This is a genomic window from Microbulbifer aggregans, from assembly GCF_020524005.1.
Taxonomy (GTDB): domain Bacteria; phylum Pseudomonadota; class Gammaproteobacteria; order Pseudomonadales; family Cellvibrionaceae; genus Microbulbifer; species Microbulbifer aggregans_A.
Map to the genome: position 1 here is coordinate 719,948 of NZ_JAIVKK010000001.1, position 23,446 is coordinate 743,393.

The 23,446-nt window shown below is 56.9% G+C and carries 19 protein-coding genes; 7 read left to right on the forward strand and 12 right to left on the reverse strand.

Annotation, left to right across the window (positions count from 1 at the left end; genetic code table 11):
- Positions 1-231 precede the first annotated feature (231 nt).
- Positions 232-1,695 carry a glyceraldehyde-3-phosphate dehydrogenase gene (locus LC093_RS03075; RefSeq protein WP_226662425.1) on the reverse strand — a complete coding sequence of 488 codons (1,464 nt, stop codon included), beginning with the start codon at positions 1,693-1,695 and terminating at the stop codon, positions 232-234.
- A gap of 316 nt (positions 1,696-2,011) precedes the next feature.
- Here LC093_RS03075 and mfd point away from each other — a divergent pair, with 316 nt between their 5' ends.
- The 3 genes from mfd (at position 2,012) to LC093_RS03090 (ending at position 7,787) form a co-directional block, all read left to right on the forward strand.
- Positions 2,012-5,509, forward strand: coding sequence for a transcription-repair coupling factor (gene mfd / locus LC093_RS03080; protein WP_226661892.1), 3,498 nt, complete (start codon positions 2,012-2,014; stop codon positions 5,507-5,509).
- Positions 5,510-5,604: 95 nt separating this feature from the next.
- Positions 5,605-6,441 (forward strand): CsiV family protein, encoded by an 837-nt coding sequence (locus LC093_RS03085; protein WP_226661896.1) that lies wholly within the window; start codon positions 5,605-5,607, stop codon positions 6,439-6,441.
- 110 nt (positions 6,442-6,551) lie between these two features.
- Positions 6,552-7,787, forward strand: coding sequence for a DUF819 domain-containing protein (locus LC093_RS03090; RefSeq protein ID WP_226661898.1), 1,236 nt, complete (start codon positions 6,552-6,554; stop codon positions 7,785-7,787).
- Between the two features lie 287 nt (positions 7,788-8,074).
- Here LC093_RS03090 and LC093_RS03095 read toward each other — a convergent pair whose 3' ends face one another.
- From LC093_RS03095 to LC093_RS03110, 4 genes are all read right to left on the reverse strand, one after another.
- Positions 8,075-8,290, reverse strand: coding sequence for a cold-shock protein (locus LC093_RS03095; RefSeq protein ID WP_226661900.1), 216 nt, complete (start codon positions 8,288-8,290; stop codon positions 8,075-8,077).
- Positions 8,291-8,564: 274 nt separating this feature from the next.
- Complete coding sequence (locus LC093_RS03100) at positions 8,565-9,686, reverse strand: mechanosensitive ion channel family protein (protein ID WP_226661902.1); 1,122 nt, start codon at positions 9,684-9,686, stop codon at positions 8,565-8,567.
- Between the two features lie 104 nt (positions 9,687-9,790).
- Positions 9,791-10,810 carry a beta-N-acetylhexosaminidase gene (gene nagZ, locus LC093_RS03105; protein WP_226661905.1) on the reverse strand — a complete coding sequence of 340 codons (1,020 nt, stop codon included), beginning with the start codon at positions 10,808-10,810 and terminating at the stop codon, positions 9,791-9,793.
- 105 nt (positions 10,811-10,915) lie between these two features.
- Positions 10,916-11,545 (reverse strand): TetR/AcrR family transcriptional regulator, encoded by a 630-nt coding sequence (locus LC093_RS03110; RefSeq protein ID WP_226661908.1) that lies wholly within the window; start codon positions 11,543-11,545, stop codon positions 10,916-10,918.
- 224 nt (positions 11,546-11,769) lie between these two features.
- On the opposite strand from LC093_RS03110, the gene LC093_RS03115 reads away from it, so the two are divergent.
- The gene (locus tag LC093_RS03115; RefSeq protein ID WP_226661912.1) at positions 11,770-12,102 is read left to right on the forward strand and encodes a DUF6763 family protein; all 333 of its coding nucleotides are present in this window, start codon (positions 11,770-11,772) and stop codon (positions 12,100-12,102) included.
- Positions 12,103-12,231: 129 nt separating this feature from the next.
- On the opposite strand, the gene LC093_RS03120 is transcribed toward LC093_RS03115, so the two are convergent.
- Positions 12,232-12,879 (reverse strand): TIGR00730 family Rossman fold protein, encoded by a 648-nt coding sequence (locus tag LC093_RS03120; RefSeq protein WP_226661914.1) that lies wholly within the window; start codon positions 12,877-12,879, stop codon positions 12,232-12,234.
- A 243-nt stretch (positions 12,880-13,122) separates the two neighbouring features.
- Between LC093_RS03120 and lexA the strand changes: the two genes are divergently transcribed.
- Positions 13,123-13,731 (forward strand): transcriptional repressor LexA, encoded by a 609-nt coding sequence (gene lexA / locus LC093_RS03125; protein WP_226661917.1) that lies wholly within the window; start codon positions 13,123-13,125, stop codon positions 13,729-13,731.
- Between the two features lie 111 nt (positions 13,732-13,842).
- On the opposite strand, the gene LC093_RS03130 is transcribed toward lexA, so the two are convergent.
- The 4 genes from LC093_RS03130 to LC093_RS03145 form a co-directional block, all read right to left on the reverse strand.
- A complete protein-coding gene (locus LC093_RS03130) occupies positions 13,843-14,097 on the reverse strand; it encodes a hypothetical protein (protein WP_226661919.1) in 255 nt (84 codons plus the stop codon).
- 64 nt (positions 14,098-14,161) lie between these two features.
- On the reverse strand, positions 14,162-14,683 hold the full coding sequence (locus tag LC093_RS03135; RefSeq protein ID WP_226661922.1) for a DUF6586 family protein: 522 nt from the start codon (positions 14,681-14,683) through the stop codon (positions 14,162-14,164).
- On the reverse strand, positions 14,683-17,421 hold the full coding sequence (topA, locus tag LC093_RS03140) for a type I DNA topoisomerase (protein ID WP_226661924.1): 2,739 nt from the start codon (positions 17,419-17,421) through the stop codon (positions 14,683-14,685). The genes LC093_RS03135 and topA overlap by 1 nt, the downstream gene beginning before the upstream one ends.
- Before the next feature lie 317 nt (positions 17,422-17,738).
- A complete protein-coding gene (locus LC093_RS03145) occupies positions 17,739-18,275 on the reverse strand; it encodes a hypothetical protein (protein ID WP_226661927.1) in 537 nt (178 codons plus the stop codon).
- 172 nt (positions 18,276-18,447) lie between these two features.
- Between LC093_RS03145 and LC093_RS03150 the strand changes: the two genes are divergently transcribed.
- Positions 18,448-18,891, forward strand: a complete 444-nt coding sequence (locus LC093_RS03150; protein ID WP_226661930.1) for a universal stress protein — start codon at positions 18,448-18,450, stop codon at positions 18,889-18,891.
- A gap of 54 nt (positions 18,892-18,945) precedes the next feature.
- Here LC093_RS03150 and LC093_RS03155 read toward each other — a convergent pair whose 3' ends face one another.
- Complete coding sequence (locus LC093_RS03155; RefSeq protein WP_226661932.1) at positions 18,946-20,835, reverse strand: ATP-binding cassette domain-containing protein; 1,890 nt, start codon at positions 20,833-20,835, stop codon at positions 18,946-18,948.
- 94 nt (positions 20,836-20,929) lie between these two features.
- Here LC093_RS03155 and LC093_RS03160 point away from each other — a divergent pair, with 94 nt between their 5' ends.
- Entirely contained in the window at positions 20,930-22,978 is a 2,049-nt protein-coding gene (locus LC093_RS03160; protein WP_226661935.1) for a transglycosylase SLT domain-containing protein, read from the forward strand.
- A gap of 154 nt (positions 22,979-23,132) precedes the next feature.
- Here the strand turns inward: LC093_RS03160 and LC093_RS03165 are convergent, their stop codons facing one another.
- Positions 23,133-23,384, reverse strand: a complete 252-nt coding sequence (locus LC093_RS03165) for a glutaredoxin family protein (protein WP_226661938.1) — start codon at positions 23,382-23,384, stop codon at positions 23,133-23,135.
- Positions 23,385-23,446: the final 62 nt, after the last annotated feature.

Below are 23,446 nucleotides of genomic sequence, written 5' to 3' on the forward strand. Positions count from 1 at the left end.
GAATTTCCGCCAGCACTCATCAGGGCTCAGCGATCTTCAGGCACAATTATCCCGGCTGCACGGCAGCCCCGCAAAATCGCGCGCATTATAAGGATGGGACAAAGTGTTTACCAGAGCGAAAGCAGCCAAAAGCGGCGAAGAGGGGGAAATTTTTGCTGAAAAAACAACAACTTTAGAGGAAGTGACACCCCGGGACGGGCACGCCCGCCCCGGGAACCGGTCAGTCGCCGCTTAGTCCTTCTTGGGGAAGAGCTCGTAGCGGACACCGGCCATATCTTCGAGGCAGCGAACAACCTGGCAGCTGTAGCCGAACTCGTTGTCGTACCAGCAGTACAGTACTGCGTTGTCTTCCTCGACGATGGTGGCGATCGAGTCGAAAACGCACGCGCGACGGGAGCCTACGAAGTCGCTGGACACCACTTCCGGGGAGTTGGTGAAGTCGATCTGCTGGCGCAGCGGCGAGTGCAGCGCCACATCGCGCATGTACTCGTTCAACTCTTCCTTGGTGGTTTCCTTGCCCAGGCGCAGGTTCAGGATGGCCATGGACACGTTCGGGGTCGGCACACGGATCGCATTACCGGTCAGCTTGCCCTTCAGCTCAGGCAGCGCCTTGGATACCGCTTTCGCCGCACCGGTCTCGGTCAATACCATGTTCAGTGCAGCGGAACGACCGCGACGCTCACCCTTGTGATAGTTGTCGATCAGGTTCTGGTCATTGGTGTAGGCGTGAACGGTCTCAACGTGGCCGTGCTCAACGCCGTACTTGTCCATCATGGCTTTCAGTACCGGCACAATGGCATTGGTGGTACAGGAAGCGGCGGACAGGATCTTGTCTTCCGGGGTGATATCGCCGTTGTTGATACCGTAAACGATATTCTTGATGTCACCCTTGCCCGGTGCGGTCAGCAGCACCTTGGCGGCACCCTTGCTTTCCAGGTGCTGCGCCAGGCCTTCCTCGTCGCGCCATACACCAGTACTGTCAACGATCAACGCATTGCTGATGCCGTATTCGGTGTAATCCACTTCCTGCGGGGAGTTTGCGTAGATCACCTTCACTTCGTTGCCGTTACAGATCAGGCTACTGGACTCTTCATCAACACGGATGGTGCCGTTGAAGGCGCCATGCACGGAGTCGCGACGCAGCAGGGAGGCACGCTTGACCAGGTCATTATCCGCCTTGCCCTTGCGCAGCACGATCGCACGCAGACGCAGCACATCACCACTGCCGGCCTTCTCGATCAACAGGCGTGCCACCAGGCGGCCGATACGGCCGAAACCGTAAATCACCACGTCTTGCGGTTGCGGCAGCGGAGTGCCAGCACCGGACGCGTCTGCCAGCTCTTCACGAACAAAGTCTTCAACAGACAGGCCGCGCTCATCACGCATGAATTTATTGGTCAGGGTGCCCAGGTCGATATGCACCGGACCCAGCTCAAGTTTGCAAATGGCTTCCAGCACCGGGAAGGTTTCGAACTCGGACAGTTCATTCTCTTCCACCTGACGCACAAAGCGGTGCGCCTTCATGATGCTCAGCACAGAGCGATTGACCAGGTTCTGGCCGTACATATAAATGCCGACGTTGCTTTCCCGGTTGAGCTTGCCAATCATCGGAATCATGGATTCCGCCAGCGCTTCACGCGCTTTCCAGTCTTTGAAAAAGTCTGCGGGCTTCGGTCGCTTCTGAGTCACTGTCAGACACCTCTGCAAAGTGAAAAATATAGGTCCTGGTACGGCGCCCGGCGGCCATTTGAATCAGCCCCCAGGTCACATCGCAGCGGATTATGTGTATTCCCCCTCAGGCGCGCAACCGCACGAAAAACAGTCAAAAAACTGTAGTTAAACTACATTCAAACACACCGGAAAATGGCCGGTCAGGGCTCCAGAATTCCGCTCCCGCGCGCATACGGAAAACAGGATTTTCACCAGCAGCCTGCACCGGCCATCGATCGCCGCTACAATAGTGCGCCTTCCGCCCTCTACGCGGTCAGAAAGTACGGAATTATAAGGAAACATGAGCCAGTTCCCCCCACTATCGCCCCCCGCCTTCCGCGACCAGAACGACCGCCAGTATTGGGGGCAACTCCACGGCGCCAGCGCCGCGCTGGCAATTTTACAGGCGGCCCGAACGGCCCCAAGCCCAACCCTGGTGATTGCGCGCAATAGCCAGGAAGCGCACCAGCTTGAGGTCCAGCTGAAATTTTTTAACAAGTCACGGCGAGATGGGGGCCTGGAAAATAATTCCCCGAACGGTGAGGATGAGCTGGAAATCTTCCAGTTCCCGGATTGGGAAATCCTCCCCTACGACACCTTCTCCCCACACCAGGACATCATTTCGGACCGCCTGGCCACCCTGTATCGATTACCGCAGATGTACAGCGGGATCGTCATAGTCCCGGTGAGTACCGCCCTGCACCGACTGGCCCCCAAAGATTATGTGGCCGGCAACGCCCTGGTACTGCACGAGGGACAAAAATTTGACCTGAACACGCAGCGCAAATTACTGGAGCAGGCGGGCTACCACTGCGTGGATACCGTTTATGAGCACGGCGAGTTTGCCGTGCGCGGCTCCTTAATGGATATTTTCCCGATGGGCAGTTCCCTGCCCTACCGGATCGACCTGTTTGACGATGAAATTGAATCCCTGCGCACCTTTGACCCGGAAGACCAGCGCACGGTCGACCGTGTGGAGCAAATCGATCTGCTGCCGGCTCGAGAGTTCCCGATGCACAAGGCCGGGCTGGCCAAGTTCCTGGAACGCTGGCACGAACAGTTCGACGTGGATCCCGGCCCGGTGTCCATATACCAGGACATCAGCGCGGGTATCGCACCAGCGGGTATTGAGTATTACCTGCCCCTGTTCTTTGACGAATGTGCCAGCCTCTTTGACTACCTGCCCGAAAGCAGCCCGATATTCATCCAGGGCGACCTGCAAAAACCGGTGGAATCGTTCTGGCACGAAACCGAAAATCGCTTCCAGAGCCGCCGGGGTGATCTGACCCGGCCGATTCTCGAGCCCCGCCAGGTACTGCTGAACGTCGATGAGTTTTACGGGGCCCTAAAAACGCACCCGCGGGCTTTCTTCTCAACGGAATCCCTTGAGGAAGCCGCCGGCAACTACAACTTCGCTACCGCCGCGCCCCCCAGCCTTCCGGTGAACGGGAAATCGGAACAACCGCTTGGGGCACTGGAAGCCTACCTGATGGAATATTCGGGCCGGGTACTCTTCTGTGCGGAAAGTAATGGCCGCCGCGAGGCCCTGCTGGAACTGCTGTCCGGCATCCGCCAGAAACCGAAAACATTCGACTGCTGGGAGGCCTTTGTCGATAGCGGCGAAGCCTTCGGGATTACCGTAGCCCCCATTGACCAGGGCATGGTACTGCAGGACCCGGCCATCAACGTGATCTCGGAGCCACAGCTGTTCGGTGACCGCGTGCTGCAACAGCGCCGCCGTCGCAAGGCCAAGGAAGATGCGGACAATGCGGTCAAAAACCTCGCAGAACTGCGTATCGGCGCACCCGTGGTACACATCGACCACGGTGTCGGTCGCTACAAGGGGCTGCAAAGCCTCGATATTGATGGGCAACAGGCCGAATTCCTGACCCTGGAATACGGTGATGGCGCCAAACTTTACGTCCCGGTCGCCAGCCTGCATCTGATCAGCCGCTATTCCGGTGCCGACGAGGAACTGGCGCCACTGCACAAGCTCGGCAGCGAGCAGTGGCAGAAAGCCAAGCGCAAGGCCGCAGAAAAAGTACGGGATGCCGCAGCGGAACTGCTCGATATCTACGCGCGCCGCGAAGCCCGTGTGGGCCACGCATTTGGCAACCCCGGACTCGCCTACCGGGAATTCGCCGCCGGTTTCCCGTTCGAGGAAACGCCGGACCAGCAGCACGCCATCGAATCCGTCGTGGCCGACATGCTGTCCGATAAACCCATGGATCGCCTGGTGTGCGGCGACGTGGGCTTCGGCAAGACCGAAGTTGCGATGCGCGCAGCGTTTGTTGCTGCGCACGAAGGCAGACAGGTCGCCATGCTGGTGCCGACCACCCTGCTCGCGCAGCAACATTTCCAGACCCTGCAGGATCGCTTTGCCGATTGGCCCGTGGCAATCGAGGTTATCTCCCGTTTCCGCAGCTCCAAAGAAGTGGACGCGATCAAGGAACGGATTGCGGAAGGCAAGGTGGACATTCTCGTCGGCACGCACAAGCTGCTGCAGAGCGACCTCAAGTTCAAGAATCTGGGCCTGCTGATCATCGACGAGGAGCACCGCTTCGGGGTTCGCCAGAAGGAAAAACTGAAGAGCCTGCGCTCGGAAGTGGACATTCTCAACCTCACTGCCACTCCTATCCCCCGGACCCTGAATATGGCCATGGCCGGTATTCGCGACCTGTCCGTGATCGCTACCCCGCCAGCGCGGCGCCTGTCCGTGAAGACCTTCGTACGCGAGCGCGACGACGCCCTGGTAAAGGAAGCCATCCTTCGCGAAATCCTGCGCGGTGGCCAGGTGTACTTCCTGCACAACGAGGTGAAAAGCATCGAACGCATCGCCCGCGAGATCCAGGAGCTGGTTCCGGAAGCGCGCGTGGGTGTCGGTCACGGCCAGATGCGCGAGCGCGAGCTGGAACAGGTCATGGGGGACTTCTACCACAAGCGCTTCAACGTGCTGGTATGTACCACCATTATTGAAACCGGTATCGACGTACCCAGCGCCAACACCATCCTTATCGAGCGCGCCGACAAGTTCGGCCTCGCCCAGCTGCACCAGTTGCGCGGCCGGGTTGGTCGCTCACACCATCAGGCCTATGCGTACCTGCTTACCCCGAACAAGCGCGCCATGACCGCCGACGCCGTCAAACGGCTGGAGGCCATCAGCGAAGCCCAGGACCTGGGCGCTGGCTTCACCCTCGCCACCCACGATCTGGAGATTCGAGGGGCCGGTGAACTCCTGGGCGAAGAACAGAGCGGACAGATCCAGAGTGTCGGCTTCAATCTGTACATGGAAATGCTGGACCATGCCGTCAAGGCCATCCGCGAAGGCCGCACACCCAATATCGACGAACCACTGGAATCACCCGCTGTGGACGTAAACCTGCGGGTGCCGGCACTGATCCCGGAAGACTATCTGCCGGACGTCCACAGCCGCCTGATCATGTACAAGCGTATCGCCAACGCCGAAGACAAGGCCGCCCTGAAAGAGCTGCAAGTGGAGATGATCGACCGTTTCGGCCTGCTGCCGGACCCCGTCAAACACCTGTTCCGGATTACCGAAATCAAGCTCAACGCCAACAAGATGGGCATCCGTAAGCTCGAAGCGTCCGCCAGCCGCGGCCGTATCGAATTTGCCGAGCAGGCCAATGTGGATCCGCTTACCCTGGTCAAGCTGGTACAAAGCCGCCCCACCAGCTTCCAACTACAGGGCGCCAACCAGCTAAGCTTCACACTGGATGAAAGCGGCCCGGAGCAGCGCCTGCAACAGGTAACCGAGGTACTGGAGCAACTATCCCGATAGCGCATTCATGGCACAATCGTGCAGGAAAACAGTGGTAACATGGGACCCTTCGCCGCCAGCGCAACGCGGCCCATAACGACAATAGCGGTATCAAGATGACCAATATTAAACGTCGCTTCAGACACCTTGGCAGCGCCCTGCTTCTCGCACTCTGCGCGAGCGGCGCCGAGGCTGCCAGCTATGCAGGCACCCAGTTCGAAATCGAGCTGGTGGTTTTCAGCCGTGAAGACGGCATGAAGCAGTCCCGGGAAAGCTGGCCAGCGGCGCCACGCCTGGAGTATGCAGACCGCTGGGTAGACTTCGATACCCCATCTTCCAGCGACCCCACGCTTCCTGCCCTCCTGCCCGCCGCCAACCAGCTGGGCAACAAGGCGGACGCACTGCGACGCAGCTCGGGCTACCAGGTTCTCTTCCACAAAACCTGGCGACAGGTGTTACAGGAAGGACGCTACGCGCCACAGGTGCTGATCACAGGTGGCCAGCCCCTTCAGGACCACCATGCGCTGGAAGGCAGTATCACCGTCAGCGTATCCCGCTACCTGCACCTGAGCACCGACCTGTGGCTGAGTGAGCTCGACGCACCCGCAAGCGCTTCACTTGCCCAGACCAGCACCCCGGGCATCCAGGTTCCACGGCAGCCGAAAACCCCGCTGCGCCCACAGGAAAGCGAAGAGCCCATGACCCTCTCTTCTGCCAACAGCGGATATAGCACCAGCGCGGACACCGCCACCTTTTATGGCGAGGGCGAATCACTGGGACCCGCCCCATTTTTTGCCAGCCGGGTCGCAGTACTGCAGGAGGAACGCCGCCTGCGTAGCGGAGAGCTGCACTATATCGACCACCCCAAGCTGGGCGTACTGATCGAAGTGCGCACTGTGAACGCTCAGCCCGGCGAAGATACGGAAGAAAGCCTGGACCTATCCGGGCAATAATTGATACTTATTAAAAAGGCGGCCCGATATGGGCCGCCTTGCGTTTCAGCTAACCAAGAAAATATTTCCCAATAATAACTCCATCAATTCGCTTCAAATATTTGAAACCTATGATCACCAACGACGCCATTATTCTCGGTATGTTAGCCGCCATCCTCGGCCTGGTTTTTTACACGGCGAGCAGCGAGCACCGCTTCTGGAAGCGTTTTTACCGCTTTGTCCCCGCCCTGCTCCTGTGCTACTTCCTGCCCTCGCTGCTGACAACCTTCCACATTATTGATGCGCACAACTCCAACCTGTATTTCGTTGCCTCGCGCTATCTGCTTCCGGCAAGCCTTGTCCTGCTGACGCTCAGCATTGACCTCAAAGGCATCGTCAACCTCGGCCCGAAAGCACTGATCCTGTTTCTCACCGGTACACTCGGCATTGTGATCGGCGGACCGATCGCGCTGCTGATCATGTCCGCTTTCGATGCCGACATACTGAACGGCAACGGCCCGGATGCTGTATGGCGCGGGATGACGACGGTCGCTGGCAGCTGGATCGGCGGCGGCGCCAACCAGGCGGCAATGAAGGAAATCTTCGGCGTGGGCGGTCAGGTGTTTTCAGCCATGGTAGCCGTGGACGTGATCGTTGCGAATATCTGGATGGCGGTGCTGCTCTTCATGGCCGGCAACGCCAAGCAACTGGACGCACGTCGCGGTGCAGATACATCAGCAATCAATACACTGCGGGAACGCGTAGAGACAATGCAGCGTAAACACGCGCGTATCCCTAGCCTGCAGGACCTGATGCTGATCGCAGCGGTCGGCTTCGGCATAACCGCCATCGCCCACGCCTTCGCGGATTTCCTTGCACCCTGGTTCCAGAACAACGCACCGCACCTTTCCCGCTTCAGTTTTACCAGCCAGTTCTTCTGGCTAATCGTCATCGCGACCACTCTGGGTATAGCCATGGCTTTCTCCCCAGCCAAAAAGCTGGAGGGTGCCGGCGCATCCAAGGTCGGATCCGTGTTTATCTATTTCCTGGTTGCCACTATCGGCACCCACATGGATATCACCGCACTGAAAGACAGCCCTGAACTGTTTGTGCTCGGTGTTATCTGGATGGCAATTCATGCGGGCCTGATGCTGCTGGTAGCAAAACTCATCAAGGCACCCACCTTCTTTATGGCGGTGGGCAGCCAGGCCAACGTCGGCGGTGCCGCGTCTGCTCCGGTAGTCGCAGCGGCATTCCACCCCTCCCTTGCTCCAGTAGGCGTACTGCTGGCAGTAATGGGGTACGCGCTGGGCACTTACGCAGCGTGGTTCTGCGGACAATTACTGCGCGTGGTCGGCGCAGGCTAAACCGCAAATCAAGCCATAAAAAAAGCCCGGGTAGCAACGACATCAATCGTTACTACCCGGGCTTTTTTGTGCTGGATAATTATTGGGAATTTAAACCTGTGATCCGGAAGCTTCATCTATGGCTATAGGAAACAGCCATACAGTGCCCCCGGAGCACTATAAGCAAACCACCCAACAGCCCGCCTCCCATACTCGTCAAAATGACGCAATACAGGGGCAAGCCAATACAGCTTTGAGGGACCCGCTATAACACATTCTGTGTTACAGCGAGCTGGCCTAATGTAGCTCTATTCGCAAGGAACGACGTCTTCAGCCAGAAGACCTTTGTCGCCTTTCTGCATTTCGAATTCTACCGCCTGACCTTCGTTCAAGGTTTTATACCCATCTCCACGAATGCTGCGATAGTGTACAAAAATATCTTCGGAACCTTCTGCACAGGTGATAAAACCATAACCCCGGGCATTATTGAACCACTTCACGGTACCCGTAACGCGATCACTCATTAAGCCAACCTCATTATTGTTATTGCGCCAGTCTCTATTGTGGACGGTGCGCCTACCCCAATTTCAGCGGCAGTATCTGCCGCTATCTCGAAGTGCCTGACCCGCGGGCCAAGTCCTTACTGATTCTTAGATAAAACTGCGCCAGTGTCTAGGTTTGAGCGTGAAATTAATATTAATTCTCGCGCCCACTGCGCAACATATCACCAAATTTATGTGTTCCACTCCATAAAAATAGCCATTTCGCCCCGAAAGAACCCTTGCGACTTAACTGACATTAACGCATCAAATTACTTTCTTCCGGGCGATTCAAAGCCACCGGGGGCATATCGGCAATATGCAAAGTCGATGTGGGGAAGGCACAGGAAGCACCGTGATCCTCAACAATCTGTAAAACCTTTAACAGCACATCCTGCTTGATTTCGTGATAGCGGATCCAGTCGGTGGTCTTGGTAAACGTGTAAATAAAGAAATCCAGCGATGACGGTGCGAATGAATTGAAGTTCACAATCATCGTTTGGTTGGTATCTATTTCCGGATGCTGCAGCAGCATCTCTTTAACCGCTTTCACAATCGGCGCCATCAGTTTTGCATCGTCGTAGCGAATACCGATCGTCTCGTAAATACGGCGATTCAGCATACGGGATGGATTCTCTACCGAAATCTGGGTAAACACGGCATTCGGGATATACAGGGGGCGCTTGTCGAACGTTCTGATCCGCGTGAGCCGCCAGCCAATATCTTCAACCGTGCCCTCAATTTCCTGGTCAGGCGAGCGCACCCAGTCACCCACCGCGAACGGACGATCCAGGTAAATCATCAGGCCGCCAAAGAAATTGGCGAGCAGGTCTTTGGCCGCAAAACCGATCGCGAGGCCACCGATACCGCCCATGGCCAACACGCCACTGACGCTGTAACCCAGGCTCTGCATGATCACCATTCCGGCCGTGATCATGATGGAAGCCCGCACCAGCTTGCCGATCGCACGCACCGTAGTGGCATCGATGGGTTTGCGCATAAAGCGCGGGTCCGCCAGATTAACTTCTACGGCCTTGGCAAAGCGCAATGCGAACCAAGTAATCACAACGATGAAAGCAATGGCCCTGGGCTCCCCACCAAGCCAGGTAAACACCTCCGCCTGCGTCGCCGAACCGGCCCTCGCCGCCGCGGCAGTCAAGCCCATCAGCCAGATCAAAATCGACGCCGGGGGGTTGATCGAGCCAACCAGAGCATCATCCCAGGGATTGACCGTACGCTCAGCCCTGACCGTGAGCCGGCTGACAAACAGGCCGAGCAGCCAGGCAGCTATCGCGGTGACAAAAACAATCAGGAACACTTCAGCGATCCAGAAGCGGTCATCCCCAAACAGGGTCCGCAAAAACCCTTTTACTGATTCCACACAACACTCCGTTTCTACAACTTATTGAATTATTTCTCTTCGGAGACACCACGATCAACGCTGCCCCGAACACTAGATCCCGGGCAACTCGCCCGGGCAGCGCTTCACATCCAGGAAGCAAGCCAATTACGGGTTTCCTGCCAGCGGGAGGACTGTTCCAGTTCCGCCCAGGATTTTATCGCGGGCCTGCCGCGCATCCGCTCCAGCCGACGACTGGACTCAGGATCCGGTTGAAATCCCTGCCGCTCCAGTGCCGCCAGTACCGCCTTTGCCCCTTCGCGGTTGTTACACACAACCCCCATATCGCAGCCGGCTCCCATAGCCGCCTGGATACGCTCGCCATAGCCTCCGGCGGCGCCAGCACCTTCCATGGTCAGGTCATCACTGAAAATAACCCCATCGAATCCCAGCTTTCCACGGAGTATGTCCTGCAACCAGTAACGGGAGAACCCAACCGAAGGTTCATCCACCTGGGCAAAACGGATATGGGCCGGCATGATGGCTTCAAGCTCGCCCGCAGCGATGCCTTCAGCAAAAGGCTGGCAATCGGTGGCCAACACTTCTTCGAGGCTGCGGTGATCCACCGGCAGCTCTTCATGACTGTCTTCAAGTACCTGTCCGTGCCCGGGAAAATGCTTGCCCGTGGTCGCCATACCGGCTTCGTGCATGCCCGCGATAAACGGACGGGCCTTTGCCATCAGCTCTCGCGGATCGCAGGCAAAGCTGCGATCGCCAACAATCCGGCAAAAATCGTCATCGGCGTCGAGCACCGGCGCGAAGCTGAAATCCACACCCACGGCGAGCAGCTCGGCCGCCAGCAGCCAGCCGACATCCTTCAAGCGCTGCTCATCCGCCTGGGCAGCAAGGGCCTGCATGGAGGGAAGCCGGGTAAATTCATCGCGGAATCGCTGTACACGTCCACCTTCCTGGTCCACGGCCAGGAGAATCTCGGGACGCACCTCACGTATTTCATTCACCAGCGCCTGAAGCTGGGCGCGATCCCGATAATTGCGCGCGAAAAAAATCAGCCCCCCAACCAACGGATGCCGCAAAAGGTCGCGATCCTCTTCCGTAAGCGTCACCCCGTCGATATCAATCATCACTGGTCCGATCTGAGCCGACATATTTACATCTCCTGCAAATAACACAAAGGCAAGCTACTCCCGTAGCTCGCCCTGCGATGATATATGGAAAAGGCCACCGTTCTTGTGACGGCAGCACACAACGAGCTACTTTGGGCCGGTCAATAACGCGGTCGCTGCGGGAGCCAAGCGGGCGAGAGTTTCTTCGAGGCTGCTTTCGGCTCCAAAATCCTCTCTCAGGATAGCCTCGATGGCGTCGAAGCTCGACAGGGAAAAGATTGTGGCACCAAGCATGAAATACAAGCGCCAGTAGAAGGTCACGGGATCAATACCGGGCAACGCCTGCCTGAGCAGTCCCGCAAAACGGCGATACGTGGAGCCGTAGCGCAACACGATGAATCGGCGCATATGCCCCTGTGACTGGGTGTAGGCGAGCCCCAGGAGCCGCATAAAGCGCTTGGGATCCCTGCCATCTTTGGCCAGACCGGCCAGGGCCACGCTATACAGGCTCTGCAGCAGGTCATCCACCTGCAAATCATCGTCCTGGCTCGCGCGCCGGCTGAGTTCGCTATCCAGATGCTCAGTAAAAGGCGTAAGAAAGCGCTCGAAGACCGCCTGAATCAGTTCTTTTTTCGAACCAAAGTGATAGTTCACCGCGGCCAGGTTCACACCGGCCGTACTGGTAATCGTGCGTAACGAGGTCTCGGTAAATCCGCGCTCGGCAAATAACACTTCCGCGGCGTCCAGAATGCGACCGACTGTATCCGGCTGACTCATGCCAATTCAAACCACTAATTTAAACGCTTGTTTAACCCACGAGACTAGCACAGTCGGCGGCAAATGGAACAATCCCCTCTTACGCAGCCCACAACACGGCAGGGCTCGATTCCCAAAGCTTCAACCAGACGCACAGGCGCGGTGCATTTGCGCTACCGGGCGCCCGACATCAACACTAGATTGCATACAAGAGATCAAAAATTTCGCAGCAGGAGGGCATGCAGATGGCCAGAATTGCCCCGGAAATCGGCAGCTGGTTTGAGAATTTCGATACCGGCGACCTGTTCGAGGTCGTCGCAGTGGATTACCAGGCCCACAGTATCGAAATCCAGTACCTCGACGGCACTGTCGGAGAAATTGAATTCGATAGTTGGCCGCAATTGCCCGTGATCGGAGCTGCCCCTCCAGAAGACGCCAACGCCGGCTACGGGAGCCTGGCAGAAGAAATGCAGGATGCCGAAGATGGCGGCTACCGAAGCCCCGTACTGTCACCGGCGCAAAATACCATTGACCAGCTGGAAGGGGATAGTTTCACAGGAACAGACGAAAGTTTTTGACAGGAAACTATGGGTAAAACGTTGCGGATTCCGCTTACTTGGGATCCAGTGTGTGTCTTACCCAATGAGTTAATGGAAAAGGGGCAAGCTAGCGCCCCACTCCAACCTGATCGTTTTTCAGCAAACGCTTCAGACCACTTCGTTACGCTCTTTTATATATTCGATGATGTTTTCTGCCGCCTCATCCACCGTATCAACAAGGCGAAAAAGATTCAGGTCAGATGCATCAATGCAGTGCCGCTCAAGCACCGTATCCATCAGCCAGTTCACTAGCCCTGACCAGTGCTTTTTGCCTACCAAAATAATTGGAAAGCGCTGCACTTTTTGTGTCTGCACCAGTGTCAGCGCTTCGAACAGTTCATCCAGAGTTCCGTAGCCACCAGGCAATGCAATAAAACCCGCGGCATGCTTTACGAACATGAACTTACGAACAAAGAAATAACGAAAGTGCAAACTGATATCGAGATAGGCGTTGGGGTACTGCTCAAATGGCAATTCGATGTTGAGGCCGATAGAGGAACCCGGCTCTGGAAAAGCGCCGCGATTACACGCCTCCATTAACCCGGGACCACCACCGGTAATTACCGGGATCCCTTCGCTTCCAAGAAGTTCGCCGAGACGAACCGCCTGCTGATATTCGGGACTGCCTTCCGGGAAACGCGCACCGCCAAAAACAGTTACCGCACCCTTCAGAGTAATCAGGCGTTCAATACCATCAACCAGTTCCGACTGAATACGCAGCACTCGCCACGCTTCCGGCATTTTTGCATCCAGCATATGCCTTCTCCTTATTCAAATAACGCGGTGTAAATGACCGAGCCGCTGCGCGAGTAATCTACCGGATACCTTTTTCTTTTCGCGGTGCCTCCGTGCAATTCCAGCGATACCTGGCAGTAAAAAGTTTTCAGCGACACCTCAAGTGTAGCAGTCCAGCCAGCGCTCACCGGGAAATATTGCGCTACCCCCAAATCTGTATATAATCCCAGCAACTGTATAAAAATACAGACAACAGGAAAGCCAATGACAAATCTTACCGCTCGCCAGGCCCAGGTACTGGATCTGATCAAATCCTACCTGGATGACACAGGCTACCCCCCTACCCGGGCTGAAATCGCTCAGGAGCTGGGTTTCCGCTCGCCAAACGCAGCGGAAGAACACCTGAAAGCCCTTGCCAGAAAAGGCGCGATCGAAATGGTTGCCGGTGCTTCGCGGGGTATTCGAATCCCGGATCATCACTCAGGGCTGCCGGTGGTCGGGCGCGTTGCCGCGGGCAACCCCATTCTCGCGGAAGAGAACATCGAAGATTACTGTGAAATTCCGTCCGAGTTTTTTCACCCTCCAGCGGACTACCTGCTGCGGGTACACGGTATGAGCATGAAAGATGCCGGCATCCTGGATGGCGACCTGCTCGCAGTGCAGCGCACGGACAACATCCGCAACGGGCAGATCGTTGTGGCCAGAATCGATGACGAGGTGACGGTCAAACGTTTTCGTCGCCGAGGCAACCAGGCAACGGTGCAGCTGCTGCCGGAGAACGAAGATTTTGACGTTATTCAGGTCGATATGCGGGATAAGAATTTTGCGATTGAAGGGTTGGCTGTCGGCGTTATCCGCCAGCATGCAGACTGATCCGCGGCACGCGTAGCCTCATCAGGCTGTCGATCAGACAAACAAAAACAGGGCCCAAAGGGCCCTGTTTTTGTTTGTCTGCCGGGGAGATCTCGGCAGACCTCAAAGTGCTCAGTGAATGGTGTGTTCCGTCAGGTCCACATCCTCTTCCTCGAAGGGCTCCGGCTCCAGTTCGTTCAGATCCTGAACCGCCTCGATCCCGGCTTCCAGCATCGCACGGGCAATTGCGACCTTGTGTTCACGCAGGAAATGCAGGCTCTCCTCCGAGAAATGAATACGCACCAGCGGGTCTTCCTTGTGGCCAGCGCGGCGCAATGCCACGTCGCCATTGGACAACTCGATGATTTCAAAGGTCTCAGAGGACATTCATTTCTCCAGTTACAGCGGGATTTGCGCGCAGTGTAACACAGGTGCCTGTAATTACCCTCCGCTACCACTCCTGCCCCTGGGCGCGCTGGCGATCCACCAGCTCAGTGAGGGAACGGTGCCAAAAGGTTATTTTCCGCGCACTGAGGACATCTTCCGCCGGATCACGCAGCTCTGTCGCGGGAATCAGCGATTGAACTGCCGGCACGCCGCCGCGGGCCACTGAAGCCTGTGAGGAGAGGCGCCAGAGCCCTCTCCACGCATAATCCATGCTTCGCAGCCAGCTGTCAGGATTCTCCATCAACCCCACCAGCTCGCCGACTTCCGCACTGGCCTTGCGCCCGGCCTCAACCAGTTTCATCAACGCCTGGGCACTTTCCGGCTCTGCGCCGCCAAGTCCGAGCTGATGCGCCTGCTCCGCCAGAAACGCACGGTAGGCCCGCCACAGGTGCAATAACGCCCCCTCCAGCAAAGCCGTTTCCGCGAGGGCTGGCGCTTGTGCACCGGCCCCTTCCGCTGCCGATTCCAGCAATAACTGACTTTTCCGCAGTGCGGAAGCCACGCTACCGGTGTACGGATTGCTCATCAGCTCTTACTGCCTGCGGGGCTCTTTTTCGCCGGAGTTTTTTTCGCGGCGGCCTTTTTAGCCGGTGCTTTCTTGGCTGCAGCCTTTTTCTTTGCCGCTGGCTTTTTCTTGGCTGGAACTTCTACATTCCATTTCCCGTCGACGTAAAACGCCTTCCAGCCAGTCGCCTTGCCATCTTCCTCAGTTTGCACATATTGCTCCTGAGTCTTGCGACTAAAGCGCACCACCGTATCCCGACCTTCATCATCTTCTACCGGAGCAGAAAACAGGAAGCTGTACTTGGGATCAATTTCGTCTTTGTGCGGCAACAATTCCTTGATCAGCGGTGCACGTGTCTCGCGGTTTTTCGGGAACTGACTGGCTGCCAGGAACAGACCTGACGCGCCATCGCGCAAGATGTAGGTGTCATCCACTTTTTCACAGGCAAGCTCGGGCATAGGTACCGGATCCATTTTCGGTGGTGCCGGCTGGCCGTTCTTGAGCAGTTTCCGCGTGTTTTTGCAGGTTTCGCTGGTACAACCGAAGTACTTGCCAAAACGGCCTGACTTGAGCTGCATGTCACTGCCACACTTGTCGCACTCGATTAACGGGCCGTCATACCCTTTAATTTTGAAGGTGCCTTTCTCGACTTCAAAACCGTTGCAGTCCGGGTTGTTACCACAGATATGCAGCTTGCGATGTTCGTCCAGCAGGTAACTATCCATCGCGGTGCCGCATTTTGCGCAGCGGCGCTTGTCGCGTAGCTGGCGGGTTTCGGCTTCGTCGTCTTTATCTGCATCGATCGCTTCTTCACCTGACACCAGATTCATGGTGTTCGTGCAGCGCTCTTTTGGCGGCAGGGCGTAACCCGAGCAACCGAGGAACACGCCGGTGGAACCGGTACGAATCTGCATATGGCGGCCACACTGGCTGCACTCAATATCAGTGTCAGTCGGCGCATTACGGCGCATACCGCCTTCACTGGCCTGGGCGGCCTCCAGGCGTGTCGAGAAGTCTGAGTAGAACTCGTCGAGCAGGTCCTTCCAGCCTTTATCGCCCTCAGCGACGGCATCAAGCGACTCTTCCAGATTCGCGGTAAAGCCGTAGTCCATCAGATCCTTGAAGCTTTCACTCAAACGATCTGTAACGATATCGCCCATTTTCTCCGCGTAGAAACGGCGATTTTCCAGGCGGACATAACCCCGATCCTGGATCGTGGAAATAATTGAGGCGTATGTGGACGGACGGCCGATACCGCGCTTCTCAAGCTCTTTCACCAGCGCCGCCTCACTGAAACGCGCGGGCGGCTTGGTGAAGTGCTGCTTTGGATCCAGCTTGCTCAGCGTCAGCTTTTCGCCAACCTTGATGTCCGGCAGCACCAGATCTTCATCTTTCTTACTTTGCTGCGGTGCCACCTTGAGGAAACCGTCAAAACGGATAACGCGACCGCGGGTACGCAGTTCAAAATCGCCCGCATTAACGACCACAGATGTGGAGGTAAATTGTGCCGACGTCATCTGACAGGCAACAAACTGCTGCCAGATGAGCGTGTAAAGCCGCTCAGCGTCCCGCTCCATACCGCTGAGCATGTTGGGCTTGACCCGCACATCCGAAGGACGAATCGCTTCGTGCGCTTCCTGTGCGCCCTCTTTACTGCTGTAGCGGTTGGGCTCGGCCGGCAGATATTTATCGCCGTAATTCTCGCCAATGTAATCCCGGACAGAAGAAACGGCCTCAGCACTCAGGTTGGTGGAGTCGGTACGCATATAGGTGATGTAACCCGCCTCATACAGACGCTGGGCCATCATCATGGTTTTCTTTACGCTGAAGCCAAGACGGTTACTGGCGGCCTGCTGCAACGTAGAAGTAATGTATGGGGCACTGGGCTTGGAGCTGGTGGGCTTGTCTTCACGGGCCACCACTTCAAAGTTACTGGCTTGCAGAGCCTTCACGGCCGCCATTGCGTCCGCTTCGTTGGTGGGACGGAATGCTTCCCCACCCTGCTTTTTCACTTCAAGGCGCAAACCATCGGTTTTTGCAGTTTGCGTATCGGCAAACAGCGTCCAGTACTCTTCCGGAATAAACGCGCGGATTTCCCGCTCGCGCTCCACTACAAGACGCACGGCAACCGACTGTACACGCCCGGCTGAAAGGCCGCGGGCAACCTTCTCCCACAACAGCGGCGAGACCATATAGCCCACGATACGGTCCAGGAAGCGGCGCGCCTGCTGGGCATTTACCCGGTTGATATCGAGCGGGCCCGGTGCCTCAAATGCCTGCTGGATCGCAGACTTGGTGATTTCGTTGAACACCACGCGACGATAGCGGCTTTCATCACCGCCAATGGATTCCCGCAAGTGCCAGGCGATTGCCTCTCCCTCGCGGTCCAAGTCCGTTGCGAGATAAACATGATCGGCATTGGCCGCAAGTTTGCGCAGTTCATCCACCACTTTTTCTTTGCCCGGGAGCACCTCGTAATGGGCCTCCCAGCCATGATCCGGGTCAATACCCATGCGCCGGATCAATTGCTCGCGGTTTTTCTTGCGCTTGTAGATCTCTTTTTGCTCGGGGGAAAGCTTGCGGGTCTCAGCAGCGCGACGGGCACGCTCTTTGGGATCCACAGCCTGCTTGCTGGAAGCGCCAGTAGGCAGATCCCGGATGTGACCGATGCTGGACTTCACGACAAAGTCCTTGCCGAGATATTTATTGATCGTTTTCGCCTTTGCCGGTGACTCGACAATGACCAGTGATTTACCCATAAGCTTCTGATTTTTAAAAGAAAATTTACTACTTCCACACCGTTTAGTGACAACTTGTCACACGGCACGCTGCGCGAATATATATGCTCCGCCCCCGGTGCGGTCAAGCAAGCGCCAAAATTTTATTGCTCAATCGGGCCCCGATCTGCAAATTCCGACCCCCTATTTGACCAGAGGTTCACCAGTAAATTCGCGCCCCGCCACCCCGAAAATGGGGCTTCGAATGCGCCAACTTCCACTTCGCCAGGTTCCCGCCCGCTATACAGTAGACCAGATCCGCCCATACGAAGGTGACGGAATTCAACAAGGTCGACCTTTCAATCGGACGAACGGGTGGCATCGGGAGCGTTGCGCTGGGGCTCGCGAATCGCTTCTTCTATTACTGGGCGTAAGTCTCGCAGGGCATCAGATACCGCTTTCATCCCGGGATCACCGCTGCGCTCTTTCCACTGTATGCCCAGGCCGCCATCGGTACAGATGATCGCTGTGGCATCCGCCGGAAGCCGGCTAATCATCTCTTTGAGCGGTGCACTGGCGGCCTCAGGCGCCTCACGCCCCTTGTACCAGTCCCAGACGCCGTCAAAGTGCATATCGTGCTCCATCCGCTTGAGCTCCAGCCCCCATCCGGTCTGAAGCCGTCTGGGGTTACGCCAGGGGGCAAAATAAACTGCGGCATTCCCGTCCCCCTGAGATGCGGGCAAAGCTTGCATCTGCACCTTGAAGCCGGAGGCCGCTGCCTCCTGCCTTAAACTGGCCAGCCGTCGATCGCGGCTGCTTGGCTTGAGCCACATGACAGGGCCAATGACCAACACCACGGCGAATACGATAACAATCAGGGGGAGCCAACTGGCCATTGCGGTTTCCTTGCTCATGAATTGGGCGCACATTTTTCCCTGCACGCCTAGCTCTATGTCAAGCCTGTTTTTTTAAAGTAGACTCAGTTGGTCTGGACAGACGTTACACTCTGGGCCCCGGCCGGCAGGATTGCCGGAATTCGACACGAATTACTGTGGATGCGAGGAGACTATGGCGGGATATAAAAATATTTTGGTGGGACTGGACCTCTCTGAAGACTCTTCCCAGGTGCTGGATCGCGCCGCCCAGATTGCGGCGGATAGCGGCGCAGAGGTGAGCCTGGCGCATATTATCGAGCCGCTCACATTCGCCTACGGAGGAGACATCCCCATGGATCTCTCGGAGGTTCAGGAACAGCTGCAAAACCAGGCGAAGGAGCAGCTTCGCAAAGCCGGGGCCTCTCTCAATATTCCCGAATCTCGACAACATGTGATCCTGGGGCAGCCCGCCACGGAGATACACCGCATCGCAGAAGACGCCGGCTGCGACCTGATCGTAATCGGTAGCCACGGCCGGCATGGACTTGCCCTGCTGCTGGGCTCAACGGCGAACGGTGTTCTTCACGGTGCCGGATGCGATGTCCTCGCGGTGCGAGTACATCCAACCGAGAAATAGTTTTCTCGCCGAACTCGCCCCGCAGCACCAGCGGAAAGGCGCAGTATGCTGCGCCTACATTTCATCCAGCTCGGCCCAGCGTTCAAACGCCGTTTCGAGCTGTTGCTGCGTATCCGACAGCTTCTGCAGTTTTTCCTGCACGACACCACTTTCCTGCTGGTAGAACTCTGGTGCCGCCATTTCGGCCTCCAGCGCTTCCACCTGCTGCTCCAGCTGTTCGATCAGAGCCGGCAAGGCGTCCAATTCCCGCTGCAGCTTGTAGCTGAGCTTTTTCGCCTTCGGCGCAGCCTTTGCAGCGGGCTCGGACGGTTTTACGTCCGCCTTTTCAGCCGAGTCCGATCCCTTGCCGCCGCCTTTCCGTGCACTTAGCTGCTCCTCGGCGCTCAAAAAGCGGCCGCCCTGGCGGATGAAATCCTGGTAGCCACCCACATATTCGCGTACTTTGCCCTCTCCCTCGAATGCCAGGCAGCTATCCACGACGTTATCGAGAAATGCCCGGTCGTGACTCACCAGCAGCACAGTACCCGGGAAATCAAGCAGCAATTGCTCCAGCAGCTCCAGTGTTTCTACATCGAGGTCATTAGTGGGTTCGTCCAGCACCAGAATATTTGCAGGCTGACTAAACAGCTTTGCCAGTAGTGCGCGATTCCGCTCACCACCACTGAGCGCACCAACTTTTGTCCGCGCTTTTACCCCGGAAAACAGAAAGTCGCTCAGGTAAGACATTGCATGGCGCGTATTACCACCAATTTGAATACTCTCGCGCCCTTCAGCAATATTATCCAGGACGGACAGCTCGGGATTCAGCGTATCTCGGCGCTGATCGAAATACGCCACCTGCTGCTTGGTGCCAAGGCGGATATTGCCCGACTGCGGCTCCAGGTCGCCCAGCAGCAGGCGGATCAGGGTACTTTTCCCGGCTCCATTGGGGCCAATCAAACCGACCCTATCCCCACGCATCAGGGTGAAGTCGAGATTGCTGATCAGCGGCGCCTCGCCCGGGAATGCAAAGCTGACTCCCGTCAGCTCCGCCACCAGCTTTCCGGATTTCTCGCCGGAATCCAGTGACATACGTGCAATACCCTGCTGTTGGCGGCGCGCCTGCCGCTCGCGACGCAAGGCTTCCAGCGCCCTTACGCGGCCCTCATTACGGGTGCGGCGCGCCTTAATGCCCTGGCGAATCCAGGCTTCTTCCTGGGCCAGCTTTTTGTCAAAGAGCGCATCGTTACGCGCTTCCTCCTCCAGCAGCTTCTCTTTTTCTTCCTGATACCGATCGAAGGGGCAATTGAAAACCCGTAAAATGCCACGATCGAGATCCCACACGGTAGTCGCCAAACGCTGCGCCAGCGCCCGGTCGTGACTGACAAACAGCAGCGCCCCCCGATAGGTCCCTAGAAAGCTCTCCAGCCACTCCACCGCAGCAATATCCAGATGGTTTGTCGGCTCGTCCAGAATGAGCAGATCCGGCTCGCAGACCAGTGCTCGAGCAAGTGCCGCGCGCCGCTGCCAACCGCCCGACAGGTCCGCCACGCAAGCCTCGGGATCGAGGCTCAGCCGGTCCAGGACACTATCGATGCGCGCCATCAAATCCCAGCCGTGGGCATCGTCAATTTTGGCCTGCAGGTCAGGATTCTGGTTGTCGCGGTACTCTCCGAGCCAATTGCCCACTTCCCCGAGTCCCGCGGCAACATATCGGTAAACCGTATCGGTGCAGCCTTCGGGCAACGCCTGTTCCAAGGTGGCAAATACTGCCCCGCTTTGCCGAATGACCTCACCCGCGTCCGGTTCACCACCGCCTGCGACCAGGCGTAGCAGGCTCGACTTTCCCTCGCCATTGCGGCCCACCAGGCAGATCCGATCACCGCGCTCGATTTTCGCACTGACGTTATCGGCCAATACTTGTACGCCATAGCGCAAACACACGCCATCCAACTGAAGCAACATAATTAACAACTACAATATTTTTGGGGTGAAAAAGGATATTTTACGCTTTATTCTGTGCGCCACGAATAAGCGATTTCTCAATCGGGTTTTCAGTATGTCGATTGGCAGCAAAGGACTCGCCATTATTCTTTCCGCTGGTCTCACCGTACTCGCCACCGGGGCGAGTGCTGAACAACACGTAGCCGTCGCCGCGGCGGGTGTTGTGAGCCCGGTAAAGAAAGAAAGCAAGCAAGTAAAAGAGGCAGAAAAAGCGGTCGCGGCGCGAGAAAAGCTCAAGCAAGCTCGACTCGCAATCGCGCACAATGACCGCCGGGAACTGGAAAAGCTCAAACGGGAGCTCAAGGATTACCCTCTCCTGCCTTATATCGATTACTGGGCGATCAGCAAGAATCTCTCCAGATTGCCCTACGATGAGATCGACGAATTCCTAAACAGGTACGATGGTACCGCTATTGGCGACTGGATGCGTGTACGCGTACTGCGAGAACTTGGCAGCCGCGAGCGCTTTCGCGCCTACCTCAAGTACTACCGCCCAGACCGCATAAGCCGCACCTCACTGCGCTGTTACTATGTGGATGCCCTGATTCGACATGGCGACAAAAAACAGGCCTATGCACTGATTGAAGAGCTCTGGACCGTTGGTGCGTCGCAACCCAAAGAATGCGACCCGGCATTCAATCGCTGGATCAATGACGGGGGCCTGACGAAGGAGCTGGCGTGGAAACGCCACTACCTCTCCGTAACCACCGGCAACCTTGACCTTGCCGCCTATATTGCACGCAAAATGGACAAGACCGATGCCCAGCGCGCAGAACTCATGCGCTCGGTCTATCGCAGCCCCGAACAAATTCTGAACTTCGACAAGTTTCTTAAAAAAGATCCGGAATACCGCGACATCGTGCACCTCGCCCTGCGACGCCTGGCACAGCGTGATGCAGGAAAAGCAGAATCCGCGTGGCAGCGCTACAGCGCCAGCTACCTGTACGACGACGACGAACAAGACGACTTCTTGCGCTACTTGGCGTTGCAGTTTGCCCGCCAGGACAATCCGGAAGGCCTGAAAGCACTCATCAAGCACAATGATGGTTTCTTCGACGAACGCGCCGGCGAATGGCTCATCCGGCAATCCCTGCGGGAAATGGACTGGGCCCAGGTGGAATTCTGGATCGACCAGCTGCCGGCCGAAGAGCAAAATCACGAACGCTGGCAATACTGGAAAGCCCGCTCAATCAACGAGCAGTTACGCAAGGGCGGCAGCGAAAACGATACCCGCAAGGAACTGGCGCAGCAGCTTTATCGCAAGGCCGCGGGAGAACGCAGCTATTACGGGTTTCTCTCATCCGATGCCATCGGGCAGGATTACAGTTTTGTAGACAAACCAGCGCCGATCAAACCGGAACAGGTCGAGGAAGTCGCCGCCCGCGGCGGTATGCAGCGCGCGAAAGAGCTCCAGGCAATCGGCGAGTTTTACCACGCCCGGCGCGAATGGAATTACGCCACTGACGATATGACTCCGCAGGAATTGATGTCGGCCGGCAGAATTGCAAGCTCCTGGGGCTGGTACCACAAGTCCATCCAGTCGATCCTGGCCGCTGACTATCTCGACGATCTGGAGTTGCGTTTCCCGCTGGCGTTTTCCGATATTGTCGCCGAGGTATCGGGCCGCATGGGCAAGAAAAGCGCACTCGACCCCTATCTCGTCTACGCCATCGCCCGACAGGAAAGCCACTTCAGCCACGACGCGAAATCCCATGCCGGCGCGATGGGGCTTATGCAGCTACTGCCCTCAACTGCCAGTGAAACGGCCCACAAAGCCGGCGTGCCTTACCGTCACAGCTGGGATCTGTTAAATCCGTCAACCAATATCAATCTGGGCGCCTATTACCTGAATTCGCTCCTGAGCCGCTTCGACAACAACCGGTTCCTCGCTGCCGCCGCGTATAACGCGGGCCCCGGACGTGTTTCCGGGTGGCTCAAGGATACCGACAAGAAACTGCCGTTCGATGTCTGGATCGAAACCATTCCCTACCGGGAAACCCGCAAGTATGTGCAAAATGTGCTGTCTTATTCGGTCATCTATGCGTACCGCAGCGGAACAAAAGTGTCGCTACTGAGAAAAAGTGAGGCGGACTCCAAACTGTAAAACATTCAGACCCGAGCGCAGAAATCGCGGCTCCTTCCGTAACGTCGGAGCCGTCAGAATCAGGTGCAAAGAAAGGGAAAGGGAAAGATTAAAAAGACACTGACGCCAAAGGGCCAATGAAGGTAGAGCGTCACGCCGGGCGAACACAGCCCTGCTAAAGCCGGGCGAGAAGCCAGACTTCCAGTTCGGGCGCAGTAAATGGCCAGCACAGCACATCGCCAGTATCGCCGAGACCCACAACAGGGATACTCCAGCCAAACAGCTCGCTGAGCCGCTCATCGTCAGCGATATCCACCGAAGTGAGGGTCAAACCCAACTTCTCCAATACCGGCCAAATCTCAATCTTGGCCTTTTCGCACAGCGTGCAGCCCAGCGTCGTATAAAGAATAAGCGCTTTTTTCGCCAACTCGCGATCCTCAATACTGGCGGACCAGTGTGGACTGCATTGCCCACACCAGCCAATCAAAC